Here is a 22,899-nt window from a genome sequence, read left to right as displayed (position 1 = left end):
CAATAGAATCTCGCACACGAAGGTCACACTGCGAAGAGTGACCGTCACCATGAGCGCGATCACTCACGGTGATTCACTTTTCACTCGCGCGATCTTCATCCCAATGGGATAAAAAATCGCAGCATCTGAGCGCTTCATCTTCCATTGTGGACGCTTGACCGCTAAGTTCCTATCCTGGCGCGGCCCTCTGTGGCAATCCCGCATGCCGCGCTTTTTTGTGCCCTAGAGAAGCACCGAGCCTGCGGAGATCCTGATGTCCGACAGCAAGACAACCATGCCCATTTTCCGTCGTAGCTCACGCTGCGAAGCGACCAACTGCGTCGAGGTCGCTACGGTCAGTGAGGGTGCGATCCTGCGCAACTCCAACCGGCCAGACACCCGGCTGGCCTTCGACGCGCCGTCCTGGCGTGGCTTCATCGCCGGCGTGGCGGCCGGCGAGTTCGACCTTCGCTGAGTTTCCGGAACACGGCACGCCGGCCGTTCGAGCCGGCGTGCCGCACTTATACATAGTGGATGGCCGAAGGTCTATCGACAGGTGTAAGCTTGGCAAGGTGCAACCTGGCTTATCGCAATGTGCCAGATGGCCAGCCTGAGACCACATCTCCCGGAGGCGGGCGTGACGACGGTCCAAGGGCCCACTGCAGGCCGGCGCCGATTGCGCACGGCTCTCAAGGCGGCTCGGGATAAGGCCAAGCTGACGCAGGAACACGTCGCCGAAGCGATGGACTGGTCGCTGAGCAAACTGATCCGCATCGAGACCGGCCGCGTCAGTGTTTCCACCAACGACGTCCGCGCGCTGCTCAACCTCTACCGCATCGACGGCACTCCCGAGGCTGACGAACTCATCGCGCTCGCCCGACTGGCGAGACAGAAGCCCTGGTGGCAAGACGCCCGATCGGCCATCCCGGCGCACTACGCGCAATACATCGGCCTCGAGGCCGAGGCGTCGGCCATGAGTTGCTTCCAGTCGAGCGTGATGCCCGGCCTGGCGCAGACGCCCGACTACGCGCGCGCCGTGATCACCCACCGCACTCCCGGCCAGGTCCGCCCGGAAGAGGTCGACGCGCGGATCGAGGTCCGCATGCGCCGCAAGTCCGAGATCCTCGGCCGCGACGACCCACCCCAGTTCGACATCATCCTCGACGAGGCCGTCCTGCGCCGCGTGATCGGCGGCACCAAGGTCCACCGCGACCAGCTCGAACATCTGGTCTCGCTGGCCTCGGCTCCCAACATCACCATCCAGATAGTTCCGTTCTCTGCCGGCGCGACGACATCTGCCGGCTCCTTCGTCATCCTCGGCTTCCCCGACGAAGCCGACGGCGACGTGGTCTACCTGGAAAGCGCCCTACTGGAAAACTTCCTCGAACGCCCCGTCGACACCGCGCCCTATCACGAAGAGTTCGCCTGGCTGCGCTCCGGCGCCCTCAGCGAAATCGACTCGCTGTCCTTCATCGAAAAGGTCGCTGGCGAACTCTAGGTTCCTCGGTTGCGGTTACCTGCGGTTCCGGGTGCATGACGTCGCGTTCGTCGAGCAGTCCGGTTGTCGCCGGCCGATGGGTACGCGCGCCGGCCTGGCCGGTCTGACTAGCGTGGCCCGCGAGCGAACCTGGTGGTCGTTCTCCCGCGGACGTTCGGCACGGTATTCCCACCTTTGCAGGCCTCGAATGTGGAGCGAACTCCAAGTTCGTACGGGACGATCGTGATCCCAGGTTTGTTTCAGACGCACCAATACTTCAGGCACGGCGCCCCCAACCTCGTGAGACGGAGTGTGAATCTCAGCCGCGAGGACCGGCTGGCGATCCGGCCGACTCGTCGGAAAGGGATCCTCGACCATGCGTTTCCACCGCGGATCTCAGTTCTGCTCGACGAGCCGACGATCCATCGCGTGATCGGTGAAGAGAGAGACGATGTGGACCCGGCTTCGCTGGCTCATTCGTCGATCAGGGCGAAGACCGGTGGGAACACCACCGCACAAAGCGGCAGGCCGGCGTCAGCGAGGCGGTCGAGCCAACGAAGGATGGGGTGCTGACGGCCATGGATGATCTGGGGTGCGCCGGCATAGGTCAGGTGAGGAGTCCCGCATGCACGCAGGGTACACATGACAACCAATGGCGCCGATGGAAAAGGGTCGCCGGCGAACTCTAGGGAATTCGCCGGCGACCCGCGCCCGCCCGCCGTGCGGACGCTCTATTCGGAAGGTCTGCTACCAGGGGTAGAGGTTGGCGGAGAACACGTTGGACACCGGGGAGCCCATGCCGCCCATGCGGTCTGCTTCCTGGGCCCGTAGGAGTGCGCGGGTCACCTGGCCGTATTCGCGTTCTTCGTCGGAGCTGAACAGCAGCACGGTCATGCCGCGGTAGTCGCCCCACAGTTCGTAGGCGCGGGGGCGCATCCGGTGGCCGAAGGAGACCAGCGCGATCGGCACGAACGCGGCCGCGCCCAGCAGGAGGAACGCCGTCGGGCTCAGCCGGGCGCCGCTGAAGCTCAGCGCGATGCCGACGCTGCCCAGGATCGCGCCGGTGACCAGCACCGACCGCATGGTCAAGCGGTCGTGCGGGCCTCGTGCCGTGCGCAGGTTGGACAGGTCGCGAACCGGGAACCGCCGCCCGGCCACCACGAAGGCCTCGCTGGTGACGAGGATGCCGGGCTGCCGGTAGAGCGGTGTCGGCGATGGGCTGGCCGAGCTGATGGGTTGGGGGCGGGTTGCGTTCACGGGGTGCCTCCAGCAGCTCCGTGGTGCCGGGCTGTGTGACGTGCCGTTCCCGATCGGCCTTCGACGAAGGCAGGTCGCGTTGATCCGCGGAGAGCCTCAGCTGACGAGCGGCGGAAAGCTCTACTGCCATTGTGCGAAACGCAAGCTAGTCGAGGGAAGTGCCGCAATCGGCCACCTGGCACATCGGGATGCGGCCGGCGGCGGTGTGGCCGGGTGTTTACCCAGGTTGGGGGCGGTATGCCCGCTGACTCCCGTGAGCGGGACCCGGAAATTGCGACAAACCTCCTCCACCTCAGCACTGGTTGCCCAGGGTGACCGACCAGCATCAACGCGTGGCGCGCTGGCGCTGGTTGCCGGCCCGGCGGCGTGAGGTGTCCCGCTTTCGGCGCGGATCATTCAGCCGATAGGGCGCAGTTCGCCCGTGCAGCGCTTTGTGCAGATGGGGCGCGGGGTTACGGTGGGGCGCCGGTGTGGTCCTCAGCCATCCCCCCGGATGGCACCGCGCCGGTGCCGCCGAATCGCCGGCCCGTGCCGCGCCCGTTCCCCCGGGCGCCCATGACGACCTGGGCCAACAAGGTGAATCGGGGACCCAACCGAGCACTGGGGTGAATCCGCGCAGAGTTTGCGCGGTAGGGCGTCCTTCCCGCCCGAACCCGACAGCTAACCCGGTAGGCGGCTGCGGAAGAAGGGTCTGCCTTTGTCGTCAGCACGGATGTCGCTGCGTGCGCTCGTGCTGGTCGCCGTGGCGGTCGCGATTGCCGTGCCCGCGGGCGCAGCGTCGGCCGAACCGTCGGCCAGTGAGCTCACACAGAAGATCAACAAGTCGTCCGCCGAGTTGGAGAAGGTCGTCGAGGCCTACAACAAGCTCAACGAGGAGACGAAAGCCACCAAGACGGAGGCGGGCAAGGTGGCGTACCGCCTGGCCCCACTCCAGAAGAAGCTCGACGACGCGCAGGCGGACGTCGGCGACATCGCCGTCGCGGCCTACACGTCGGGGCGGCTGAGCACCGCCACCGCGCTGCTGGGTGACAGCGACACGCTGTTGTCCCGGATGTCGGCACTGGACGCGTTGACCCGCGAGCGCCAGACCGAAATCGACGCGTTCCGGTCGACGCGCGACCAGCTCAACGCCGACCAGGAACGGCTCACCACGGTGCGCGCCCAGCAGGACGCGCAGGCCAAGGAGTTGCAGGCCCGCAAGAAGAAGATCGAAGCGGACCTGGACAAGCTGAACGACCTCCGCAAGGAGGCGTACGGCTCGGCCACCTCCAGCGGGTCGGCCTACAGCGGCAAGATCCCGTCGGTGTCGGGCAAGGCCGGTGTCGCGGTCACGTTCGCCTACAACGCGATCGGCACCCCCTATGTCTGGGCCGCCGACGGCCCGGACGGCTACGACTGCTCCGGTCTGACCCTCGCGGCATGGCGAGCGGCCGGGAAGTCACTGCCACACAACGCGGCGATGCAGTGGGACACGGTCGCACACATCTCGCGGGGCGATCTGAAGGCCGGTGACCTGGTCTTCTACGAGGGTTTGGGGCACGTTGCCCTCTACGTCGGCGGAGGCCAGGTGATCCACGCGCCGACCTTCGGCGAGACGGTCAAACTGTCGTCCGTCGACATGATGACGCCATACGGCTACGGCCGCGTGCGCTAAGCGCGATCCGGCACGGCGGCGCGGTACGCGCCGCCGTACCGAGCGCAGTGCGCCGCCGTGCCGACCGCGGTGCACCGCCATGCCGACCACCGTGCGCCGCCGCGCCGAGCGCCGTGTGCCGCCATGCCGCGCCGTGCCCCCCATGCCGACCGCCGTGCGCCGCCATGCCGCGCTGTGCCCCCATGCCGACCGCCGTGCGCCGCCGTCCGCGGCGGTACCGACCGCCGTGCGCAGCCGTCCGCCGCCATGCCGACCGCGGTGCGCCGCCCTACCGACAGCCGTGCTGACCGCGGTGCACCGCCGTGCCGACAGCGGTGCGCGCCGCCCGGGCCGGGTCGCCGGCGTAACCAGCGGTGGCACACGGTCGTTGCGGGGTTCAGCCGGCCGGGTTAGGACGATCGGGGAAATCCCGGCGGCTCCGATACCGAGGAGACGACCGTGGACCACGACCTCGACCAGATCCCGGAGCATGACCAGTCGCGGCGGACGCGGCGAACGGCCCTGGTCATCGGCGGTGGGGCGGTCTTCCTCCTCGCCGTGATCGGGGCGGCCGCCGTCGCGCTCGCGCCCGGCGACAGTGACCATCAGGCGGACACCACCAACCTCCTTGCGCAGACGCAGCAGACGTGCGACGCGCCGGCCAACGGCACGCGCCTCGAGGGCGACGGCGCCCGGCTGCTCGTCGACAGCACGGGCACCAAGGACAAGAGCGGTCTGAGCCTGACCAGCCTCGAGTGCGTGCTGGACCAGGCCAAGGTGCCCGAGTCGGTGAAGGAGAAGATGTTTTCCACCCGGCCCAGCGACGGCCGCCAGGACGGCACCTGGCCGGGCTTCACCGCGTCATGGACCTATGACCCCGGCGAGGGACTCGACCTGACCATCTCGCGGACCGCCTGAGGCCGCGGCTCCGCGAGCCAGCCCGACGCCGTGCGGGCGACGTAGGACCACCAGCCGATGTGCGGACCGTAGCGGGCCCGCAACTCGTCGGGCGTCGGCGGCGGCGTGCCGTAGACCTGCTCGGCCGCCAGCCGGAACTGCCGCATCTCCAGCGGCACCTCGTCGGGCCGGCCCAGCGCCCGCAGCAACAGCGCGTTGGCGGTGAAGGGGCCGACGCCGGGCACGGCCAGCAGAGCGGTGCGGGCGTCGCAGTAGGGCGCCACCCGCAGCCAGGTCTCGCCCAGCCCGGCCACCCCGGCCGCCACCTCGCGGATCCGGGTGGCCCGTTGCGCGTTGCCGGCGTAGCCGAGCAGGGTCTCGTCGTCGAGCCCGGCCACCATCTCGAGCGACGGGAAGGCGTGGAAGACCACGCCGTCGACCACCAGCGACGGCCCGAGCTCGGCCGCCATCCGGCGCCGGCGGGCACCGGCGAACCACTGGGTGCTGCGCTGGGTCAGCGTGAAGTAGACGGTCGCCTCGGCCAGCGACGGGAAGCGGACCTGGTGCAGCCCGCGCGCCACCCGCAGCAGCGGCGCCATCGCCGGATCGGCGGCGGCGATCGCATGGAACCCGCGCAGGTCGTCGGCGAGCCCGAGCCAGTTGGCGACGGTCTGCTCGACCGCGACCGTCTCAGGGGCCGACAAGGGCGCCGAGGCCAGCACCGAAAGCTGCACGCCGCCGGGCGCCGCACCGACCTGCGCCACCACGGCCGCCCCCGCGGCGGCCTTGGCGGGGTCGGGATGGGCGAACGCCCGGCGCACCGGGCCGCCGGTGACCTGATGCTCGCCGGCCATCGGCGCGAAGCCCTCGAGCGCGCGAACGCTGAGGGCGAACTCGTAGGGCGGGGCGGCCGGCAGGACCGCCCGATGGACCACGGTAGGTGTCATGCGAGCAAGGCTCCCGCACGGGTACGACAAAAAGCGGCTGGCGTCCAACCGGACGCCAGCCGCTTCAGGTCAAGCTATGCGGCCTGCAGACCCTCGGCCCGGGCCAGCTCACGCAGCCGACCCAACGCCTGGATCTCGAGCTGCCGGATCCGCTCCCGGGAGAGCGAGAACCGCGAGGCGACCTCGGTCAGCGAGTGCTCGCGCCCGTCTTCGAGCCCGTAGCGCGCCCGCATGATGCCGGCCGAACGGTCGTCGAGGTGGTTGAGCAGGCTCTCGATCCGCTGCCGCTCGAGCGTGCTGAGCACGACGTCTTCCGGCGACGGCGCGTCCTGGTCGGCGACCAGGTCGCCGAGGTTGGTGTCGCCGTCGTCGCCCACCGGGGTGTCGAGCGAGACCGTGTCCTGCGACCAGCGGACCAGCTCGTGCACCCGCTCGACGGGCACGCCGAGCGCCGTCGCGATCTGCTCGGGCTCCGGGTCGGAACCGAGCTCACGGGTCAGCTGGCGGGCCACATTGCGCATCCGGTTGACGTCTTCCACCAGGTGCACGGGCAGTCGCACGGTGCGCTCCTGCTGTGCGATGGCCCGGCTGATCGCCTGCCGGATCCACCACGTGGCGTAGGTGGAGAACTTGAAGCCGCGCTCGTAGTCGAACTTCTCGACCGCGCGGACCAGGCCGGTGTTGCCCTCCTGGATCAGGTCGAGCATGGGCATGCCGGACCGCACGTAGCGCCGCGCGATCGACACGACGAGCCGCAGGTTGGCGCGGATGAACAGGTCCTTGGCCCGGTCACCCTCGACGACCAGCCGCTCCAACTCCTCGCGCGAAACACCCTCGCGAGCCTCGCCCACTTCGAGCAGGTGCTCGGCGTAGAGGCCGGCTTCGATCGACTTGGAGAGCTCAACCTCACGGGCCGCGTCGAGCAGCGGCGTCCGGGAGATCTCGTGCAGGTAGACGCCGACCAGGTCGCGCTCCTCGGCGACCTCGTCCGTGCGCATCACGATGTTGTTCTCCACGTTGCCCACTGTCCCCTCGGTTACCCCAACGTTCTCGTGTTCCACACCGACCTGCCCCTCCCCGGCGTAACTCGCGAGGTGCCCATCGGTGCTGACACCTACACAACAGTTGAGACGCTCCGGGGATTCCGTCTTGCGAGTCGAAACTGTCACGAATGCCTGAGTGCTTCCTGAGAGTGAGTGTCATATTCACCCTGCTGGCTCTCAGGCTTTGAGGATCGGGTCGCGTACCTGCCGCCGTTGGCCTACCGCGCGCCCTATTTATCACACCATTTCCGGCCGTGTCCCCGCAGCGACGTAGGCCACTGCGCGGATGCGATTCGCGTCACTGCGTAGTGACACGCACCACAGAGCGCCACGGTTCACTCGGACATCACCCAAAATGGCTCACGCGAGCAGTGCGATGGCTTCCCGAACCTGTTGGTGGGAACGCGCGAGGGCCGCGCGGGCTTCCGTGACGGCAGCACCTGAGACCAGAGACACCAGCGCGGTCTTCAGGTCTCCGTCGGCGCCGGTCAATGCACGCGTGCAGTCGGCTTCCGGACAACCGGTCGCTTCCATCAGGATCGAGATCAGGCGGCCGCGCAACTTCGCGTTGGTCGCCGAGAGGTCGATCATCAGGTTCGAGTAGACCCGGCCGAGCCGCACCATCACGGTCGTGGAAAACGCGTGCAGCACCAGTTTCTGCGCACTCGCGGCTTTCATCCGAGTTGACCCGGTCACCACTTCCGGGCCGGTGTCGAGACCGATGAACAAATCGACCTCGTCACGGGCCGCGGCGTCGGGGTCGGCCGCGACCAGTGCGGTGCGGGCGCCGAGCGCACGGGCCGCACGCAACGCGCTCAACACATAGGGTGTACGCCCGGAGGCGGCCAGGCCGACCACCAGATCCCCCGGCTGCACGCAGGTCCGCGCCTCCAGGGCGCCCCCGGCGATGTCGTCCTCGGCGTCTTCGACCGCGCCCCACATCGCGTCGCGCCCACCGGCCAGGTGCGGGCAGAACCAGTCGACCGGCGTGCCGAACGTCGGCGGCAGTTCGGCCGCGTCGATCACGCCGACCCGGCCCGACGTGCCGGCACCGAAGTAGTGCACCCGGCGCCCGGCCCGCAGCGCGTCGACGGCCAGGTCGACGCACGCACCGACCGCGTCGAGGACGGCGGCCACCGCGCCCGGCACGGTCTGGTCGGCGTCGTTGATCAGTCGGAGCACGTCGCGGGTCGGCAACAGGTCGAGGTCGTACGAGGACGGGTTGCGGCGTTCGGTCGGTGCCGCGACGCGAACCACCTCGGGACCGCTCACCCGCGCCGCCGCGTCACCCGGCGGGCCCGCACCGCCTCCGCGGTGACCTCCAGCGCCTTTCTGGCCTTGGCCCGGTTGCGGGCCGCGACGCCGACGAACAGGCAGTCGACGACGGTGAGTTGCGCGAGCCGGCTGGCGGTGGCGCCGGACCGGTAGGTGGTCTCCCGCGCGGCCGTGGTCAGCACGTGGTCGGCCACGTCGGCGATCGGCGACCGCGGGAAGTTGGTCAGCGCGACCGTGACGGCACCGCGTGACCGGGCCACGTCGAGCACGTCGAGCACGTCGGCGGTGGTGCCGGTGTGCGAGATGCCCATCGCCACGTCACCCTTGCCGAGCAGCGCGGCCGAGGTGAGCGCGGTGTGCACGTCGGGCCAGTAATAGGCGGTGCGGCCGATCCGGTGCAGCTTCTGCTGGAAGTCGGAGGCGACGAAACCGCTCGCCCCGGCGCCGTAGATCTCGATCCGGCTGGCGCCGTTGAGCGCCTCGACGACCGCCTCGCAGACCTCGGGGTCGAGTTGCTGCGCGGTCTCCTCGACGGCGCGGGCGTCGTTGAACGCGATCGTGGCGATGATCTGGGTCAGGTCGGCGCCGGGCGGGATGTCGCCGCCGACCACCCGCGCGTCCAGCGGCTCGACCCGGCGAGCGGCCTCGGCGGCCAGCCGGATCCGCAGCTGGGGGTAGCCTTCGAGGCCGACGGAGCGGCAGAACCGGATGACCGTGGCCTCCGAGGTCTCCGCGGCCGTCGCCAGGTCGGTGATCGTGCGCCGGGCCGCGTCGGCCGGGTCGGCGACGACGAGCCGGGCGACCCGCTGTTCGGCTGGCGACAGCGCCGGGAGCAGGCCACTGATCTGCACGATCAGGCCCGGCTCGGGCATCGCAGAAACCTTCGCTGTCTTCGCCACGCATGAAACTTACTTTCACGCGCCGAGCGCCGTCAACTACCCGCCACGGGCGGTCACACCGACCGCGCGTGCCACTCGCGCAGGACGAACGCCTCGTCTTCGGCCGACAAACCGCCTGGCTTCACGTCCTGCGGCGCCGTGTCCATCCAGTGGGCGGTACGCAGGGCCGTCTCGGCTATCGGGCGCGCCGGCAGACCGGCCTCCACCGTGCGGGCGGTGTCCCTGGTCAGGAAGCCGCCATACTCGGGCAAGGGCAGCCAGAGCGGCAGGGCCCGCTCCCCCGACCACGGCCGCACGTCGTGTTCGACCAGGAAGTCCTGGTCGACCCAGGTGAGCGTGGTGCCGGGCGGGGCCAGCGCGTCGCGCATCTCGGTCAGGAACCGCTCGCGCGGCATCGGCAGACCCATCCCGTCGTACGCGCCGGCCAGCCCCGTGGACGCGGCCAGCAGCAGCCACTCGGCCAGGTCGTCGACGTCGACGAACTGCACCGACTCGTCGGGCGCACCGGGCGCCAGGACCTCGCCGCCCCGGCGCATCCGCGCCACCCAGTAGGGGAACCGGTCGCTGCGGTCCTCGGGGCCGACGATCAACCCGGCCCGGCAGAGCAGCACCCGGTCGCCACCGATCCCGTCGCGGATCGCGTTCTCGCACGCCACCTTGCACGGCCCGTACATGTCCATCTGATCGTCGCGCGGGTTGTCGACCTCCGGCGGCGCCGGATCGTGCAGCTTGGCGGTGTCGGCACGCTGGCCGGGGGTGGCGTCGTCGGGGTAGACGTTGCAGGTCGACACGAACGAGTAGTGGCCCACCCGGCCGGCCAGCGCGGCGGCGGCGTGCCGGGCGTGGCTCGGCCGGACCGTGACGTCGACCACCGCGTCGAAGGTCTCACCGTCTATTGCGGACAGTCCGTCGGGCCGGTCGCGGTCACCGGTCACGAAGCGCACCCCCGGGACCGCGTCGCCGCTGCTGCCGCGGGCCAGGCAGGTCACGTCGTGGCCGCCCGCCTGCGCCAGCCGGGCCACCGCACGACCGAGAAAGACCGTTCCACCGAGTACGAGAAGTCGCATCGCCCGATCATCCGGCGGGTGTGGCGCGCCTGAACAGAGGCTTTCACTGACAGCGGAACGGATACGGTGGGCCCATGAACGGTCGAACCGTGCTGTTGACGGGCGCACACGGCGGGCTCGGCAGTGCCGTCGTCGACGAGTTCGCCGGCGCCGGCTGGCGGGTCCTCGCTCCGGTGCGCAGCCCCAAGGAGACGGGCCGCCCCGAGGTCGTCGAGGTCGCAGCCGACCTCACCGACCCGGCCGCGGTCGGCGCCGCGGTCGAGGCTGCGGCCGCCGATCCGGAGGCGCCGTTGCGCGCGGTGGTCAACCTGGTCGGCGGCTACGGCGGCGGCACGCTCGTGCACGAGACCTCGGTGGAAGAGGTGGAGCGACTGCTGGCGCTCAACGTGCGGCCCACCTTCCTGGCCACCTCGCTGGCCCTCCCGCACCTGCTCCGCCACGGCGGCGCGGTGGTCTGCCTGTCGGCCCGCGCGGCCCTCGCGCCGTTCGCCACCGGCAGTGCCTACGCGCTGTCCAAGGCGGCGGTGCTGGCGTTCTCCAACGGCGTCGCGGCCGACTACAAGCACCGCGGCGTGCGCAGCAACGCGGTGCTGCCGAGCGTGATCGACACCCCGGCCAACCGCCGCGAGTCGCCCGACGCCGACTTCAGCAAGTGGGTGCCGCCGGCCGAGATCGCGGCGGTGATCAGGTTCCTGGCGAGCGACGAGTCGGCGCCGACGAGCGGTGCGGCGATTCCGGTGTACGGACGGGCGTGACCGGCCCGCCCGGGTCCAGGTCCGGCGGCAGCGCGAGCGGCGGCAGCAGCGGCCGGAGCGCGGCCAGCACCGCCGTGGTCACCTCGTCCGGTGCCCCGCCGGCCTCGACCACCAGGAAGCCGGCAGCCTCGGGCAGCGCCCGGTAGGCCGCGTCGGCGGCGGTCAGGTAGGCCAGGCTCTCGTGGTCGGTGCCACGGGCCTCGATCCGGGCGTACGCGTCCTGCGGGTCGATGGCCAGCAGCACGGTCACGTCCGGCGCCGGGAACAGCCCGTAGGCCAACCGGGCGAACCGCTCGCCCCGGCCGCCGGCATGGGCCCGGATGCTGACGTACTGGCAGACGGCGTGGCGGTCCATCACCGCGAGCTCGCCGCCGAACGCCGACCGCAGGCAGGTGCGGGCGATCGCGAGCCAGCGCAGCACCGACTCGACCAGCAGCATCCCGCGGCGGCCGAACAGGCCGGGCCCGTCCGGCCGGCCGACCCGCCGGGCGAAGTGGCCGAACCAGGCCCGCCCGCCGGCGTTCTGCCGGTAGGTGGCCGGCACTCCCGCGTCGGCGAGCACCACCGCCAGCCGGTTGGCCTGGGTCGTCTTGCCGGACCCGTCGATGCCAACCAGCGCGACCGTCCGCAGCCGCCTGCTACCCGCCATGCCGGACAACGGTAGCGGGCGGGGGCACGCCGGGTGACCAATGGGATGAACCGCCAGCAATCACCCTCGTTACAGGTGTGAGGCCCTGGACCCACGGGTACGGGGATGGTTCCTGACATGACGGGAGAGGCCACATGGCATCGCACGGGGACGATTCGTTGCTGCTGACCCTCAAGCGGGTCGCCGCCGTCCTCAAGCAGGAGGAGATTCCGTTCGCGCTGGCCGGCAGCTTCGCCGTGTACGCGCACGGCGGGCACTCCAGCGACCACGCCGTCGACTTCCTGATCAAGGAGGAGGACGCCGAGCGGTCCCTGGCCGCGCTGGTCGAGGCCGGCTTCACCGCCGAACGGCCGCCGGAGGACTGGCTGGTCAAGGTCTACGACGAAGACGGCCACCTGGTCGACCTGATCCACCGGCCGATCGAGAGCCCGGTGACCGACGAGACGTTCGGCGACACGGTGACCCGCACGGTCGACGCGATCCAGATGCCGGTGCTCTCCGCGACCGGGCTGATGGTGCACAAACTGCTCAGCTTCTCCCAGCACTACTGCGACTTCGCCCGTGGCCTCCCGCTGGCCCGCTCGCTGCGCGAGCAGATCGACTGGGACCGGGTACGCAAGGAGACCGCGCAGTCGCCGTACGCCGAGGCGTTTCTGGTTTTGCTCGATCGGCTCGATGTCGTGCCCTACCCCGGTTACCGGAGGGACTGAATGAACGACTACACGGAGGCCGAGGTGCAGCGCGCGCTGGCCGAGGACCTCGGCGTCGCCGAGCAGGGCATCACCGTGGTCCGCTCGGAGACCGGGCTGGTGCTGTGCGGCGAGGTCGAGAGCCCGCACCGGAAGGACGAGATCGTCCGCCTCGTCGGGGAGCGGTTCCCGGGCGTCACGTTCGCGGTCGACATCGGGGTGACCCGGGCCGGCGCGCCGACCGAGGCGGAGGAGCTCGCGTGATCAGGATCGCTGCCGTCGGCGACGTGCACATCGACCGCGACGTGCTGGGCCGCTTCCGGCCGGCGCTCGAGGAGTTGCCCGGCCAGGCCGATGTGCTGCTGCTCGCCGGCGATCTGACCCGGCACGGCACCGAGGCCGAGGCCAAGTGCGTGGCCACCGAGTTCGGCGGGCTGGGCGTACCCGTGATCGCCGTGCTCGGCAACCACGACCACCACTGTGACGAGGTGCCCGGCGTGCTCGCCGCGCTGACCGACGCCGGCATCACGGTGCTGGAAGGCGACAGCACCGTGGTCGACATCGACGGGGTGCGGCTCGGCGTCGCCGGGGTCAAGGGATTCGGAGGCGGGTTCGCCGGCCGGTGCGCCAGCGAGTTCGGCGAGCCGGAGATGAAGGCCTTCGTGCGCACCACCGGCGTGGTGGCCGAACGGCTCGGCAGCGCGCTGCGCGACCTCGACTGCGACGTGCGGGTGGCGCTGACGCACTACGCGCCGGTGCCCGACACGCTCGCCGGCGAGCCGCTGGAGATCTACCCGTTCCTCGGCTCTTACCTGCTCGGTCAGGCGATCGACTCGGCGCCGACGGCGCTGGCGGTGCACGGGCACGCGCACCACGGCAGCGAGCGCGGCCGCACCCCGGGCGGGGTCCGGGTGCGCAATGTCGCCCACCCGGTCATCAAACAGGCGTACAGCGTGTTCAACCTCGCTCCGGAACACGTTTCTCCGCCGACGCCCTCGGGTATTTGATCTGCATGGACCTACTTCTTTGGATCCTCGCAGTGATCCTCGTCGTCGCCGGCATCTTCGCGCTGTTCCGTCGGCAGATCCTGTGGGGAGTCGTGCTCATCATCGTGGGCCTGCTCGTCGGCCCCGGCGGCGTCAGCATCTTCAGTTGACGCCGGACCCATCGGGCCGGTGACCACCGGCCCACTCGCCCCCCATCCCTGCGACCCTTCCGGGGTCGTCGGCGCGGCCCACTGCCCGTGGGCCCACCGACGACCCCGGTCGCGTTAGCCCGTTCCGTCGGGTGTCTGCCTGGGCGTGATTAGCCGGACACTCTGTGCGTCAGTTTTCCGGGGCCGCGTGCGGGGATTGCCTGGTGGCAGAGATTCATCACTTTGCACACGGCGCCTTCAACCCGATCGCGGCCTACCTGCTGGCCTTCATCGGTTCGTTGCTCGGCCTGGTGTGCACCGCGCGCGCACGCGCGACCCGACAACGGTCCCGGCGGGCCCGCTGGCTCGTGCTCGCCTCGATCGCGATCGGCGGCGCCGGCATCTGGCTGATGCACTTCATGGCGATCCTCGGCTTCTCCGTGCCGGCCAGTCCGCTGCGCTACGACCCCTACCTGACCATGGCGAGCCTGGCCCTGTCCGTGCTCACCGTCGGTGGTGGGCTGTTCATCGTCGGCTTCGGCCGGCGCCGGGTGCTGCGCGTTCTCGGCGGCGGCTTCGTCACCGGCCTCGGTGTGGTCGCGATGCACTACACCGGCATGCTCGCGATGCGGGTCTACGGCACCATCAGCTACGACCCGCGGCTGGTCCTGGCCTCGATCGGCGTCGCGGTGGTCGCGGCTACGGTCGCCCTGTGGTTCACCGTCACGGTGGGCAGTTGGACCCGGATCACGATGGCCGCCGGGGTGATGGCGCTGGCGGTGTGCGGCATGCACTACACCGGCATGGCCGCGCTGCACGTCCGGTTGCACGAGTCCGGCATCCATCACGTCCAGGGCGTATCGCCCATGCAGTTGCTCGTGCCCATCGTCCTGATCTCCTCCGCGGCGCTGATCGGCATGGCGTTCAGCGGTCTCAAGGCGATGACCGAGGAAGAGTTCTCCGCACCGCCGCCACCGACCACCGGCGGCCGGCACTCCGAGACACCGTTCACCGTCGCCCTCCGACCCGGCAGCGACGTCTTCTGACAGTCCCGCCGGACGGACCCGAGACGTCCGGTGTAGGCGTCGTCCGGCGAAATGCCCGCCTGGAGCGTTTCCAGGCGGGCATTTCCGTATTTGTCAATGTGACAACGGTGCATTTCTCTCTGTAAGTTTCTCGATTGTTACATCGTCGTGCCTTCCACGATCTGGACGGACCTCCATGCAAGCGCTTGCATGTGAACACGCCCACATTCGACACCGGCACCGGGCCAGCGCGCCCGCGATCGTCGGCAAGGAAGGAGGACGGCATGGCGGTCTCCACCAGACCTCGCCAAGCCCTCGTGCTGGCCACCACCCTGGCGCTGGCCCTCAGCGCCGCCGCTTGCAGCGGCGACAGTGGTGACAGCGACAGCGGCAGCAGCTCGCCGGAGTGTGCTGCTTTCGACAAATACACCGGCAGTGACGGCACCACCGTTTCGATTTACTCGTCCATTCGTGACGCCGAGGCCGACCTCCTCGAGGAGTCCTGGAAGTCGTTCGAGGACTGCACCGGCATCACCATCGAATATGAGGGCAGCGGCGAGTTCGAGGCGCAGCTGCCGGTGAAGGTCGACGGCGGCAACGCCCCCGACATCGCCTTCGTGCCCCAGCCGGGCCTGCTCAAGCGCTTCGCCGATGCCGGCAAGCTCAAGGAGGCGTCGGCCGACACCAAGGCGATGGCCGAGGCCAACTACCCGAAGGAATGGCTGGACTACGCGACCGTCGGCGGCAAGTTCTACGGCGCCCCGTTCGGCTCCAACGTCAAGTCCTTCGTCTGGTACTCGCCGAAGCTGTTCGCCGAGAAGGGCTGGAAGGTCCCGACCACCTGGGACGAGATGATGACGCTCAGCGACACCATCGCGGCCGCCGGCATCAAGCCGTGGTGTGCGGGCATCGAGTCCGGTGACGCGACCGGCTGGCCGGCCACCGACTGGATCGAAGACGTGATGCTCCGCGACGCCGGTGCCGACGTCTACGACCAGTGGGTCGACCACACCATCCCGTTCAACGACCCCAAGGTCGTCTCGGCGGTCGACCGGGTCGGCAAGATCCTGAAGGACCCGAAGTACGTCAACGGCGGCTTCGGCGACGTCAAGAGCATCGCGACCACCTCGTTCCAGGAGGGCGGCACGCCGATCCTCAAGAACAAGTGCGCGATGTACCGGATGGCATCGTTCTACGCCAACCAGTGGCCCGAGGGCACCAAGGTCGGCGAAGACGGCGACACCTTCGCCTTCTACCTGCCGGCCGTCGACCCGGCCAAGGGCAAGCCGGTCCTCGGCGGTGGCGAGTTCACCGTCGCGTTCGCCGACCGTCCCGAGGTCCAGAAGGTGCAGACCTACCTGGCTTCCGGCGAGGCCGCCAACGCCCGCGCCAAGCTCGGCAACTGGGTGTCGGCCAACAACAAGCTGGAGATCGCCAACGTCGCCAACCCGATCGACAAGCTGGCGGTCGAGATCCTCCAGGACAAGAGCGCCGTCTTCCGGTTCGACGGTTCCGACCTGATGCCCGCCGCCGTCGGCGCCGGGACGTTCTGGAAGGGCATGGTCGACTGGATCAACGGCAAGAGCACCACCGAGGTGCTCGGCCAGATCGAGGGCTCCTGGCCCAAGTAAGACCCCGAACGGTGGCCGGCCCCACGGGGCCGGCCACCGTTTCACTCAAACCCCCTTGTCACACGCTCGCATCCCTGGAGGGCGGATGGAGTTCGAAGACTTCGCGCCGAAGCTGACGATGTTGCTGTACGGCGTTATCGCGTTCGTGGTGGTGGTCGGTGGACTGCTGCTCCTGCTCGACGTCGTGCCCAACTTCTTCGCCCGGCGCCGCGAGGCCGCCCTCATCGCCGCCGCGGCGGCGCCGGCCGACGGGCCTTCCCCCGGCCCGCTGCCCCGGCGCCTGCGCAAGAAGCGCGAAGGCCTGCTGGGCCTCGCATTCATGGTCCCCGCCCTGCTGCTGCTGCTCATCGGTCTCGTCATCCCGGCGATCCGGACGGTCATCCTGTCGCTCTTCAACGGCAACGGCGAGAAGTTCGTCGGCCTGCGCAACTACGGGTGGATCTTCCAAGAGAACGACATCGTCCGGGTCCTGATCAACACCCTCGCCTGGGTCATCCTGGTGCCGCTGCTGGCCACCTCGGTCGGCCTGCTCTACGCGGTCATGATCGACCGGGCCAGGTTCGAGTCGGTGGCCAAGTCGCTGATCTTCCTGCCGATGGCCATCTCGTTCGTCGGCGCCGGCATCATCTGGAAGTTCGTCTACGCCTACCGCGGCGAGGGCGACCAGATCGGCCTGCTCAACTGGCTCTGGGTGGCCGTGGGCGGCACGCCGCAGCAGTGGCTGCTCGACCCGCCGCTCAACACGCTGCTGCTGATCGTCGTCATGGTGTGGATCCAGGCCGGCTTCTCGATGGTCATCCTGTCCGCGGCCATCAAGGCGATCCCGGCCGACATCGTGGAAGCCGCCCGCCTCGACGGCGTCACGCCCTGGCAGATGTTCTGGCGGGTCACGCTGCCGAGCATCCGGCCTTCGCTGATCGTCGTGGTGGTCACCATCACGATCGCCACGCTCAAGGTCTTCGACATCGTCCGGACGATGACCAACGGCAACTACGACACCAACGTCGTCGCGCTCGAGATGTACAACCAGGCCTTCCGTTACCAGGAGAACGGCCAGGGCTCCGCGCTCGCCGTCTTCCTGTTCATCCTGGTCATCCCGATCGTCATCTTCCAGATCCGCAACCTGCGCCGCCAGCGGGAGGTTTGAGCATGACAACCACGACTCCCGTCCTCGCGGGCGAGACGGTCGGCGAAGCGCCGCCGCGGACCGCGGTCGGCCGGGTGCGCAAGAGGCTCACCAGCCGCACCGCGACGACCGTGTCGATCGTCATCGCGCTGCTCTGGACCGTCCCGACGTTCGGCCTGCTGCTGTCGTCGTTCCGGCCCGAAGACGAGATCAAGACGACCGGCTGGTGGACCTTCTTCACCAATCCGCAGCTGACCTTCCAGAACTACAACGACGTCCTGTTCGGACGGTCGTCGTCCTCCGGCCAGCTCGCCCTCTACTTCATCAACTCGCTGGTCATCACGATCCCGTCGGTGCTGTTCCCGATCGCGTTCGCCGCCCTGGCCGCGTACGCGCTGTCGTGGATCAACTTCCGTGGCCGGGACTGGCTCTACATCGTCGTCTTCGCGCTGCAGATCGTGCCGTTGCAGATGGCGCTCGTACCCCTGCTGAGCTTCTTCTCGCGAGGCGTCTCGCTCGGCGGCGTCACGCTGATGCCGGCGTGGGACCTCGACCAGGAGCAGAAGTTCATCCAGGTCTGGTTCGCGCACACCTGTTTCGCGCTACCGTTCGCGATCTTCCTGCTGCACAACTTCATCTCCCAGCTGCCGGGTGAGCTGATGGAGGCGGCCCGGGTCGACGGCGCCGGCCACTCGAAGATCTTCCGCAGCATCGTGCTGCCGCTGATCACCCCGGCGCTCGCGTCGCTGGCGATCTTCCAGTTCCTCTGGGTCTGGAACGACCTGCTGGTCGCGCTGATCTTCTCCGGTGGTGGCCGACAAACGGCACCGCTGACCGTGCGCCTGGCCGACCTCGCCGGCACCCGAGGTGGCGAGTGGCAACGGCTGACGGCCGGCGCGTTCGTGTCGATCGTCATACCGCTGATCGTCTTCCTGTCCCTACAGCGTTACTTCGTGCGGGGACTGTTGACCGGCAGCGTCAAGGGCTGATTCCCGCCAGTGACCGTCCTTCCGCACGTGAGGTGACGGACCATGACGAGGATCGACGACGTGGCCCGGCTGGCGGGCGTCTCCACCGCCACCGTGTCCCGGGCGCTGCGCGGCCTGCCAACGGTCTCGCAGACGACCCGGGAGCGGGTGCTGGAGGCGGCCGCCCAGCTGGGCTACATCGCCTCGCCCAGCGCGTCCCGGCTGGCCGGGGGCAAGACCCGGGCGGTGGCGGTGGTCGTGCCGCGGGTCACGCCCTGGTTCTTCAGCACCGTCGTCGAGGCCGCCGAGGAGCGGCTGCACCGGGCCGGCTACGACCTGTTGCTGTTCAACCTCGGCGGCAGCGAGCACGCCCGGCAGCGCCTGCTCTACACCAGCACGCTGCACAAGCGGGTCGACGCGCTGATGCTCGTGGCCACGCCGCTGGCCGAGCGCGACTTCGCGGCGGTCACCGGGCTGGCGCTACCCGGCGTGACGGTGAGTGCCGGGACGCCGGTGCCGGGCTGGCCGAGCGTGCGGATCGACGACATCGCGACCGGCCGCACGGCGACCGACCACCTGCTCTCGCTCGGCCATCGGCGGATCGCGCACATCTCCGGTGACCCGACCGACGAGTTGGCCATCTCGACCCACCTCGATCGCCGGCACGGCTTCCAGGAGCGGCTGCGCTCCCAGGGCATCGAGCCCGACCCGGCGCTCGACGTCGAGGCGACCTTCACGATCGCCGGCGGCAGCAAGGCCACCGCGGAACTGCTGCGCCGGGGCGAGCCGCCGACCGCGATCTTCGCCGCCTCCGACGAGATGGCGATGGGCGCGATCGCCACACTGCGCTCGGCCGGCCTGCGGGTGCCCGAAGACGTCAGCGTGATCGGCGTGGACGACCACGACGTCTCCGGTGTGGTCGGGCTCACGACGGTCGCCCAACCGGCGGCCGCACAGGGCAGGATCGCGGCGGAAACACTGCTCGGCCCGCTGCGCGGCAACGTCAACGAGTACGGTGACCGGTCCGTGGTGCTGCCGACCCGACTGGTCGTCCGCGCTTCGACCGGGCCGCCCCGGGAACCCTAGAAATCTATTGCTTGGAGTACACCGTGAAGTGGTGGCGCGACGCCGTCATCTACCAGGTCTACCCGCGCTCGTTCGCCGACTCCGACGGTGACGGCATCGGGGACCTCCCCGGCATCATCAGCCGCCTGGACCATCTGGCCGACCTCGGTGTCGACGCCGTGTGGCTCTCGCCGTTCTACCCGTCGCCGCAGGCCGACGCGGGCTACGACGTGGCCGACTACCGCGACGTCGACCCGATCTTCGGCAGGCTGGACGACGCCGACAAGCTGATCACCGAGGCGCACGCCCGGCGGATCAGGGTGATCGTCGACCTGGTGCCCAACCACACCTCGTCGCGGCACGCCTGGTTCCAGGCCGCGCTGGCGGCCGCGCCCGGCACCCCCGAACGCGACCGGTACGTCTTCCGCGACGGGCGCGGCCCCTCCGGCGACGAGCCACCCAACAGCTGGCAGAGCGTCTTCGGCGGCAGCGCCTGGACCCGGGTCCCCGACGGTCAGTGGTACCTGCACCTGTTCGACGTCGAGCAGCCCGACCTCAACTGGGACAATCCGCAGGTCCGCGCCGAGTTCGAAGACATCCTGCGTTTCTGGCTCGACCGCGGCGTCGACGGCTTCCGGGTCGACGTGGCGCACGGGCTGGTCAAGCAGGCCGACCTGGCCGACTGGCACCTGCCGATGATCCCGATGACCGGCGAGGGCACCGAGGGCGGCGCCCGGCCGCCGATGTGGGACCAGGACGGCGTACACGAGATCTACCGGCGCTGGCGCAAGATCCTGGACAGCTACGCCGGCGACCGGATCCTGGTCGCCGAGGCCTGGGTGCAGCCGGCCGAGCGGCTGGCCGCGTACGTTCGGCCCGACGAGATGCACCAGGCGTTCAACTTCGAATACCTGGAGGCTTCCTGGACGGCGGCCGCGCAGCGGTCGGTGATCTCGCGCTCCCTGGCGGCGAGCGCGGCGGTCGGCGCGCCCACGACGTGGGTGCTCTCCAACCACGACGTGCTGCGGCACGCGTCGCGGCTCGGGCTGCCGGTCGGCGCGCCCCGGCCGAACGGCATCGGCGCCGGCGACCCGCAGCCGGACGCCGCACTCGGTCTGCGCCGGGCCCGCGCGGCGACGCTGTTGATGCTGGGGTTGCCCGGGTCGGCCTACCTCTACCAGGGCGAGGAGCTCGGCCTGCCGGAGCACACCACGCTGCCGGACGAGAGCCGGCAGGACCCGACGTTCTTCCGCACCGGCGGCACGTCGGTGGGCAGGGACGGTTGCCGGGTGCCGATCCCGTGGGAGGCCGACGAGCCGTCGTACGGTTTCGGACCGACCGACAAGAGCTGGCTCCCGCAGCCGCCGGTGTTCGGCGAGCTGGCGCTGGACCGCCAGGTGGGTGTGCCGGGGTCGACCTACGAGATGTACGTGGCGGCGCTGCGGCTTCGCCGGCGGCACGGACTGGGCGGCGGCGAGCTGTCCTGGGTTCCAGGTCCGGAAGAGGTGGTCGCGTTCCGCAACGGCGACCTCCTGATCCTGACCAACTTCGGCGACAGCCCGGCCACCCTGCCGGCCGGCGCCGAGGTCCTCCTGTCCAGCGAGCCGGTGCCCGGCCGCGAGGTCCCCACGGACGTCACCGTCTGGGCGCGGCTGACCTAGTATCCGCGATCGAAGCCGGTCGGGGCGGGGATCGCAGGATCCCCGCCCCGACCGCAGCGGGGACCGGTGCTCGGAAATGGGCGACCTGCTCCCGCGCCCCAGAGGTAGGGCTGCGGGCACGCACCTGTTTTGGCATGTAGGCACATGCCAAAACAGGTATGCGAAATCAGCACCATCACCACCGGGCACAGCAGGCCGATCACGTCCTCGGCCGGCGGCCGGGCGCGGAACCGGCAAGCGGCGCGGCTCACCGACGCGTGTGGTCCTGGGCGCCGTCGGTGGTCGGGGTGTGTGCCGTGACTTCGGCGCGCTCGGCCAACAGAGCGTGCAAGCCCCTGATGTCGCGGGGCGAACTGCGCGAGGCGAGCCAGTACATGATGCCGGTCGGTATGAAGAAGAGCTGGAACGCGGCCAGGCCGATCGAATAGTTCAGCGGCGAGGCATAGGTCGACGCCAGCACCGCGAAGGCGACCGGGATCAGGCCGTTGCCGATCGCGCGGCCGACGCCGTTGGTCAGGTTGCCGAGGCTGTAGACCGTACCGCGGTATTCGGGTGGGTTGATGTCGGCGATCAGGGCGAACCAGTTGGGCGAGTTGGCCGAGGTCAGCGCCAGGGCGACGATCGCGATCAGGAACGTGACGCAGACCGACGGCTCGGTGACGACGCTCTTCAGGGCCGCGACCACGATCTGGCCGGAACCGCCGCCGGACGGCACTTCGATCTTGAAGGGCAGGAAGAACAGGACCAGATACAGGGGTACGGCGGCCAGGATGCCGACGGCCGACACCAGCGCGCGGCCGCGCAAGGTGCGGCGCTGGAGTTTGTCGCCGACCAGGCCGCCGACGATCGAGAGGGCCCCGCCGAGTTGGAACATCGTGGCGAAGATGCTGCCGACGACGATCGCCGTGCCCTCGGGATAGCCCTGCGCGATCGCGCGTTCCCGGAACAGAACCGGGAGCCAGACCAGTGAACCGAACGCGATCTGGGCGGGCAGGCCCTGCAGGATCAACCACACGTTGGTACGCCGCCGCACGATCGAGGGCAGGCTCCGGCGGCTGATCCGGTAGTCGTATTCGTGGCCCTCGGCGATCGCCCTGGCCAGCTCCGGGTCGCTCTGGCCGCGGCGGATGTCGTAGGTGAAGAAGTAGGCGACCGTGGCGACCAGGCCGACGACGCTCAGCACGAAGAACGGGCGGCGCCAGTCGGCGGCGCCGAGCACGCCCCCGATCAGGGTGCCGAAGAACGTTCCGGCGCCCTGGGACAGGCCCCACAGACTCATCACCAGGCCGCGGCGCTTCGGCTTGATGAGGTCGCTGACCACCGAGAAGCCGACCGAACTGACCGCGCCGAGGCCGATCGCCGCGGCCACCTGGGAGACGAAGAACAGCAGGTAGGTGCCGGCGAGGCCGCTGCCGGTCATGCCGGCCGCCCAGAGCACCGTGCCGATCATCAGCAGTGGCTTGCGGTTGCCCCGGTCGCCGTAATAGGCCCAGGCGACCGAGGCGACGGCGCTGACCAGGAACGACACCGCGGTGACGGTGCCGACCAGGCCCTGCGGCACGTCGAACGAGTCGGCGATCGAGCCGTAGAGGGGCGGCACCAGGCCCACCGCGACGTTGTCGAGCGACGCCAGCACGATGAACACCACGACGCTGTAGATCCGGTGCGCGCGGCCCCCGGTCGTGGTCATTCCGGGAGGCTACATCGGGCGACCGCCCCTG

At 69.8% G+C, this 22,899-nt stretch carries 24 protein-coding genes and 1 riboswitch; of the genes, 16 read left to right on the top strand and 8 right to left on the bottom strand.

The genetic code is table 11. The features are described from left to right. Nucleotides 1-253: 253 nt before the first annotated feature. From AB0J74_RS34295 to AB0J74_RS34285, 3 genes are all read left to right on the top strand, one after another. Nucleotides 254-454 (top strand): DUF397 domain-containing protein, encoded by a 201-nt coding sequence (locus tag AB0J74_RS34295; RefSeq protein ID WP_363455822.1) that lies wholly within the window; start codon nucleotides 254-256, stop codon nucleotides 452-454. Nucleotides 455-571: 117 nt separating this feature from the next. After that, entirely contained in the window at nucleotides 572-1,477 is a 906-nt protein-coding gene (locus AB0J74_RS34290) for a helix-turn-helix transcriptional regulator (RefSeq protein ID WP_363455820.1), read from the top strand. A gap of 132 nt (nucleotides 1,478-1,609) precedes the next feature. Continuing rightward, nucleotides 1,610-2,029, top strand: coding sequence for a Scr1 family TA system antitoxin-like transcriptional regulator (locus tag AB0J74_RS34285; RefSeq protein ID WP_363455817.1), 420 nt, complete (start codon nucleotides 1,610-1,612; stop codon nucleotides 2,027-2,029). 174 nt (nucleotides 2,030-2,203) lie between these two features. On the opposite strand, the gene AB0J74_RS34280 is transcribed toward AB0J74_RS34285, so the two are convergent. Beyond that, the gene (locus AB0J74_RS34280; RefSeq protein ID WP_363455815.1) at nucleotides 2,204-2,713 is read right to left on the bottom strand and encodes a DUF6232 family protein; all 510 of its coding nucleotides are present in this window, start codon (nucleotides 2,711-2,713) and stop codon (nucleotides 2,204-2,206) included. Between the two features lie 556 nt (nucleotides 2,714-3,269). After that, nucleotides 3,270-3,403, top strand: a riboswitch (cyclic di-AMP (ydaO/yuaA leader). A 7-nt stretch (nucleotides 3,404-3,410) separates the two neighbouring features. Between AB0J74_RS34280 and AB0J74_RS34275 the strand changes: the two genes are divergently transcribed. Both AB0J74_RS34275 and AB0J74_RS34270 read left to right on the top strand, forming a co-directional pair. Beyond that, entirely contained in the window at nucleotides 3,411-4,367 is a 957-nt protein-coding gene (locus AB0J74_RS34275; RefSeq protein ID WP_363455812.1) for an NlpC/P60 family protein, read from the top strand. A gap of 438 nt (nucleotides 4,368-4,805) precedes the next feature. Next, nucleotides 4,806-5,264, top strand: coding sequence for a hypothetical protein (locus AB0J74_RS34270; protein ID WP_363455809.1), 459 nt, complete (start codon nucleotides 4,806-4,808; stop codon nucleotides 5,262-5,264). Here AB0J74_RS34270 and AB0J74_RS34265 read toward each other — a convergent pair. From AB0J74_RS34265 to AB0J74_RS34245, 5 genes are all read right to left on the bottom strand, one after another. Further along, a complete protein-coding gene (locus AB0J74_RS34265) occupies nucleotides 5,216-6,190 on the bottom strand; it encodes a hypothetical protein (RefSeq protein WP_363455806.1) in 975 nt (324 codons plus the stop codon). The two genes, AB0J74_RS34270 and AB0J74_RS34265, sit on opposite strands and share 49 nt — an antisense overlap. Nucleotides 6,191-6,264: 74 nt before the next feature. Continuing rightward, entirely contained in the window at nucleotides 6,265-7,188 is a 924-nt protein-coding gene (locus tag AB0J74_RS34260; protein WP_363455859.1) for a sigma-70 family RNA polymerase sigma factor, read from the bottom strand. Between the two features lie 405 nt (nucleotides 7,189-7,593). Then, on the bottom strand, nucleotides 7,594-8,505 hold the full coding sequence (locus AB0J74_RS34255) for an N-acetylmuramic acid 6-phosphate etherase (RefSeq protein ID WP_363455803.1): 912 nt from the start codon (nucleotides 8,503-8,505) through the stop codon (nucleotides 7,594-7,596). Then, nucleotides 8,502-9,407 carry a MurR/RpiR family transcriptional regulator gene (locus AB0J74_RS34250; protein ID WP_363455801.1) on the bottom strand — a complete coding sequence of 302 codons (906 nt, stop codon included), beginning with the start codon at nucleotides 9,405-9,407 and terminating at the stop codon, nucleotides 8,502-8,504. Before AB0J74_RS34250 ends, AB0J74_RS34255 begins: the two co-directional genes overlap by 4 nt. 53 nt (nucleotides 9,408-9,460) lie before the next feature. Further along, a complete protein-coding gene (locus AB0J74_RS34245; protein ID WP_363455798.1) occupies nucleotides 9,461-10,474 on the bottom strand; it encodes an NAD-dependent epimerase/dehydratase family protein in 1,014 nt (337 codons plus the stop codon). Between the two features lie 74 nt (nucleotides 10,475-10,548). Here AB0J74_RS34245 and AB0J74_RS34240 point away from each other — a divergent pair, with 74 nt between their 5' ends. Continuing rightward, on the top strand, nucleotides 10,549-11,229 hold the full coding sequence (locus AB0J74_RS34240) for an SDR family NAD(P)-dependent oxidoreductase (protein ID WP_363455796.1): 681 nt from the start codon (nucleotides 10,549-10,551) through the stop codon (nucleotides 11,227-11,229). Here AB0J74_RS34240 and AB0J74_RS34235 read toward each other — a convergent pair. Beyond that, nucleotides 11,159-11,878, bottom strand: a complete 720-nt coding sequence (locus AB0J74_RS34235) for a thymidylate kinase (RefSeq protein WP_363455793.1) — start codon at nucleotides 11,876-11,878, stop codon at nucleotides 11,159-11,161. The genes AB0J74_RS34240 and AB0J74_RS34235 overlap by 71 nt on opposite strands. 134 nt (nucleotides 11,879-12,012) lie before the next feature. Here AB0J74_RS34235 and AB0J74_RS34230 point away from each other — a divergent pair, with 134 nt between their 5' ends. From AB0J74_RS34230 to AB0J74_RS34185, 10 genes are all read left to right on the top strand, one after another. Continuing rightward, the gene (locus tag AB0J74_RS34230; RefSeq protein ID WP_363455791.1) at nucleotides 12,013-12,588 is read left to right on the top strand and encodes a nucleotidyltransferase family protein; all 576 of its coding nucleotides are present in this window, start codon (nucleotides 12,013-12,015) and stop codon (nucleotides 12,586-12,588) included. Further along, nucleotides 12,589-12,831, top strand: a complete 243-nt coding sequence (locus tag AB0J74_RS34225; protein ID WP_363455788.1) for a hypothetical protein — start codon at nucleotides 12,589-12,591, stop codon at nucleotides 12,829-12,831. It begins immediately after the preceding gene. Beyond that, a complete protein-coding gene (locus AB0J74_RS34220) occupies nucleotides 12,828-13,574 on the top strand; it encodes a metallophosphoesterase (RefSeq protein ID WP_363455785.1) in 747 nt (248 codons plus the stop codon). The genes AB0J74_RS34225 and AB0J74_RS34220 overlap by 4 nt, the downstream gene beginning before the upstream one ends. Nucleotides 13,575-13,579: 5 nt before the next feature. Next, entirely contained in the window at nucleotides 13,580-13,723 is a 144-nt protein-coding gene (locus AB0J74_RS34215) for a GPGG-motif small membrane protein (protein ID WP_170215717.1), read from the top strand. Between the two features lie 203 nt (nucleotides 13,724-13,926). Continuing rightward, the gene (locus AB0J74_RS34210) at nucleotides 13,927-14,748 is read left to right on the top strand and encodes an MHYT domain-containing protein (protein ID WP_363455782.1); all 822 of its coding nucleotides are present in this window, start codon (nucleotides 13,927-13,929) and stop codon (nucleotides 14,746-14,748) included. A gap of 263 nt (nucleotides 14,749-15,011) precedes the next feature. Continuing rightward, a complete protein-coding gene (locus tag AB0J74_RS34205; RefSeq protein WP_363455779.1) occupies nucleotides 15,012-16,358 on the top strand; it encodes an ABC transporter substrate-binding protein in 1,347 nt (448 codons plus the stop codon). 85 nt (nucleotides 16,359-16,443) lie between these two features. After that, nucleotides 16,444-17,505 (top strand): sugar ABC transporter permease, encoded by a 1,062-nt coding sequence (locus AB0J74_RS34200; RefSeq protein WP_363455777.1) that lies wholly within the window; start codon nucleotides 16,444-16,446, stop codon nucleotides 17,503-17,505. Nucleotides 17,506-17,507: 2 nt separating this feature from the next. Then, entirely contained in the window at nucleotides 17,508-18,473 is a 966-nt protein-coding gene (locus AB0J74_RS34195; protein WP_363455775.1) for a carbohydrate ABC transporter permease, read from the top strand. Between the two features lie 42 nt (nucleotides 18,474-18,515). Further along, entirely contained in the window at nucleotides 18,516-19,538 is a 1,023-nt protein-coding gene (locus AB0J74_RS34190) for a LacI family DNA-binding transcriptional regulator (RefSeq protein WP_363455772.1), read from the top strand. Between the two features lie 11 nt (nucleotides 19,539-19,549). Then, nucleotides 19,550-21,178, top strand: coding sequence for a glycoside hydrolase family 13 protein (locus tag AB0J74_RS34185; RefSeq protein ID WP_363455769.1), 1,629 nt, complete (start codon nucleotides 19,550-19,552; stop codon nucleotides 21,176-21,178). Nucleotides 21,179-21,425: 247 nt separating this feature from the next. Here the strand turns inward: AB0J74_RS34185 and AB0J74_RS34180 are convergent, their stop codons facing one another. Further along, nucleotides 21,426-22,868 carry an MFS transporter gene (locus tag AB0J74_RS34180; RefSeq protein WP_363455766.1) on the bottom strand — a complete coding sequence of 481 codons (1,443 nt, stop codon included), beginning with the start codon at nucleotides 22,866-22,868 and terminating at the stop codon, nucleotides 21,426-21,428. Between the last annotated feature and the right edge of the window lie 31 nt (nucleotides 22,869-22,899).

Origin of the sequence: Asanoa sp. NPDC049573 (genome assembly GCF_040676615.1) — a bacterium.
Classification (GTDB): domain Bacteria; phylum Actinomycetota; class Actinomycetes; order Mycobacteriales; family Micromonosporaceae; genus Asanoa.
Note: the sequence above shows the minus strand (reverse complement) of the source record. Positions and strands in the feature narration are given on the sequence as shown.

What these genes read in the sequence shown, in the direction of transcription:
- AB0J74_RS34180 (WP_363455766.1), bottom strand. Translation starts at nt 22,868, where the DNA reads ATGACCACGACCGGGGGCCGCGCGCACCGGATCTACAGCGTCGTGGTG.
- AB0J74_RS34265 (WP_363455806.1), bottom strand. Translation starts at nt 6,190, where the DNA reads ATGACACCTACCGTGGTCCATCGGGCGGTCCTGCCGGCCGCCCCGCCC.
- AB0J74_RS34225 (WP_363455788.1), top strand. Translation starts at nt 12,589, where the DNA reads ATGAACGACTACACGGAGGCCGAGGTGCAGCGCGCGCTGGCCGAGGAC.
- AB0J74_RS34235 (WP_363455793.1), bottom strand. Translation starts at nt 11,878, where the DNA reads ATGGCGGGTAGCAGGCGGCTGCGGACGGTCGCGCTGGTTGGCATCGAC.
- AB0J74_RS34230 (WP_363455791.1), top strand. Translation starts at nt 12,013, where the DNA reads ATGGCATCGCACGGGGACGATTCGTTGCTGCTGACCCTCAAGCGGGTC.
- AB0J74_RS34195 (WP_363455775.1), top strand. Translation starts at nt 17,508, where the DNA reads ATGACAACCACGACTCCCGTCCTCGCGGGCGAGACGGTCGGCGAAGCG.
- AB0J74_RS34200 (WP_363455777.1), top strand. Translation starts at nt 16,444, where the DNA reads ATGGAGTTCGAAGACTTCGCGCCGAAGCTGACGATGTTGCTGTACGGC.
- AB0J74_RS34215 (WP_170215717.1), top strand. Translation starts at nt 13,580, where the DNA reads ATGGACCTACTTCTTTGGATCCTCGCAGTGATCCTCGTCGTCGCCGGC.
- AB0J74_RS34295 (WP_363455822.1), top strand. Translation starts at nt 254, where the DNA reads ATGTCCGACAGCAAGACAACCATGCCCATTTTCCGTCGTAGCTCACGC.
- AB0J74_RS34290 (WP_363455820.1), top strand. Translation starts at nt 572, where the DNA reads ATGTGCCAGATGGCCAGCCTGAGACCACATCTCCCGGAGGCGGGCGTG.
- AB0J74_RS34205 (WP_363455779.1), top strand. Translation starts at nt 15,012, where the DNA reads ATGGCGGTCTCCACCAGACCTCGCCAAGCCCTCGTGCTGGCCACCACC.
- AB0J74_RS34260 (WP_363455859.1), bottom strand. Translation starts at nt 7,188, where the DNA reads ATGCGCACGGACGAGGTCGCCGAGGAGCGCGACCTGGTCGGCGTCTAC.
- AB0J74_RS34245 (WP_363455798.1), bottom strand. Translation starts at nt 10,474, where the DNA reads ATGCGACTTCTCGTACTCGGTGGAACGGTCTTTCTCGGTCGTGCGGTG.
- AB0J74_RS34240 (WP_363455796.1), top strand. Translation starts at nt 10,549, where the DNA reads ATGAACGGTCGAACCGTGCTGTTGACGGGCGCACACGGCGGGCTCGGC.
- AB0J74_RS34190 (WP_363455772.1), top strand. Translation starts at nt 18,516, where the DNA reads ATGACGAGGATCGACGACGTGGCCCGGCTGGCGGGCGTCTCCACCGCC.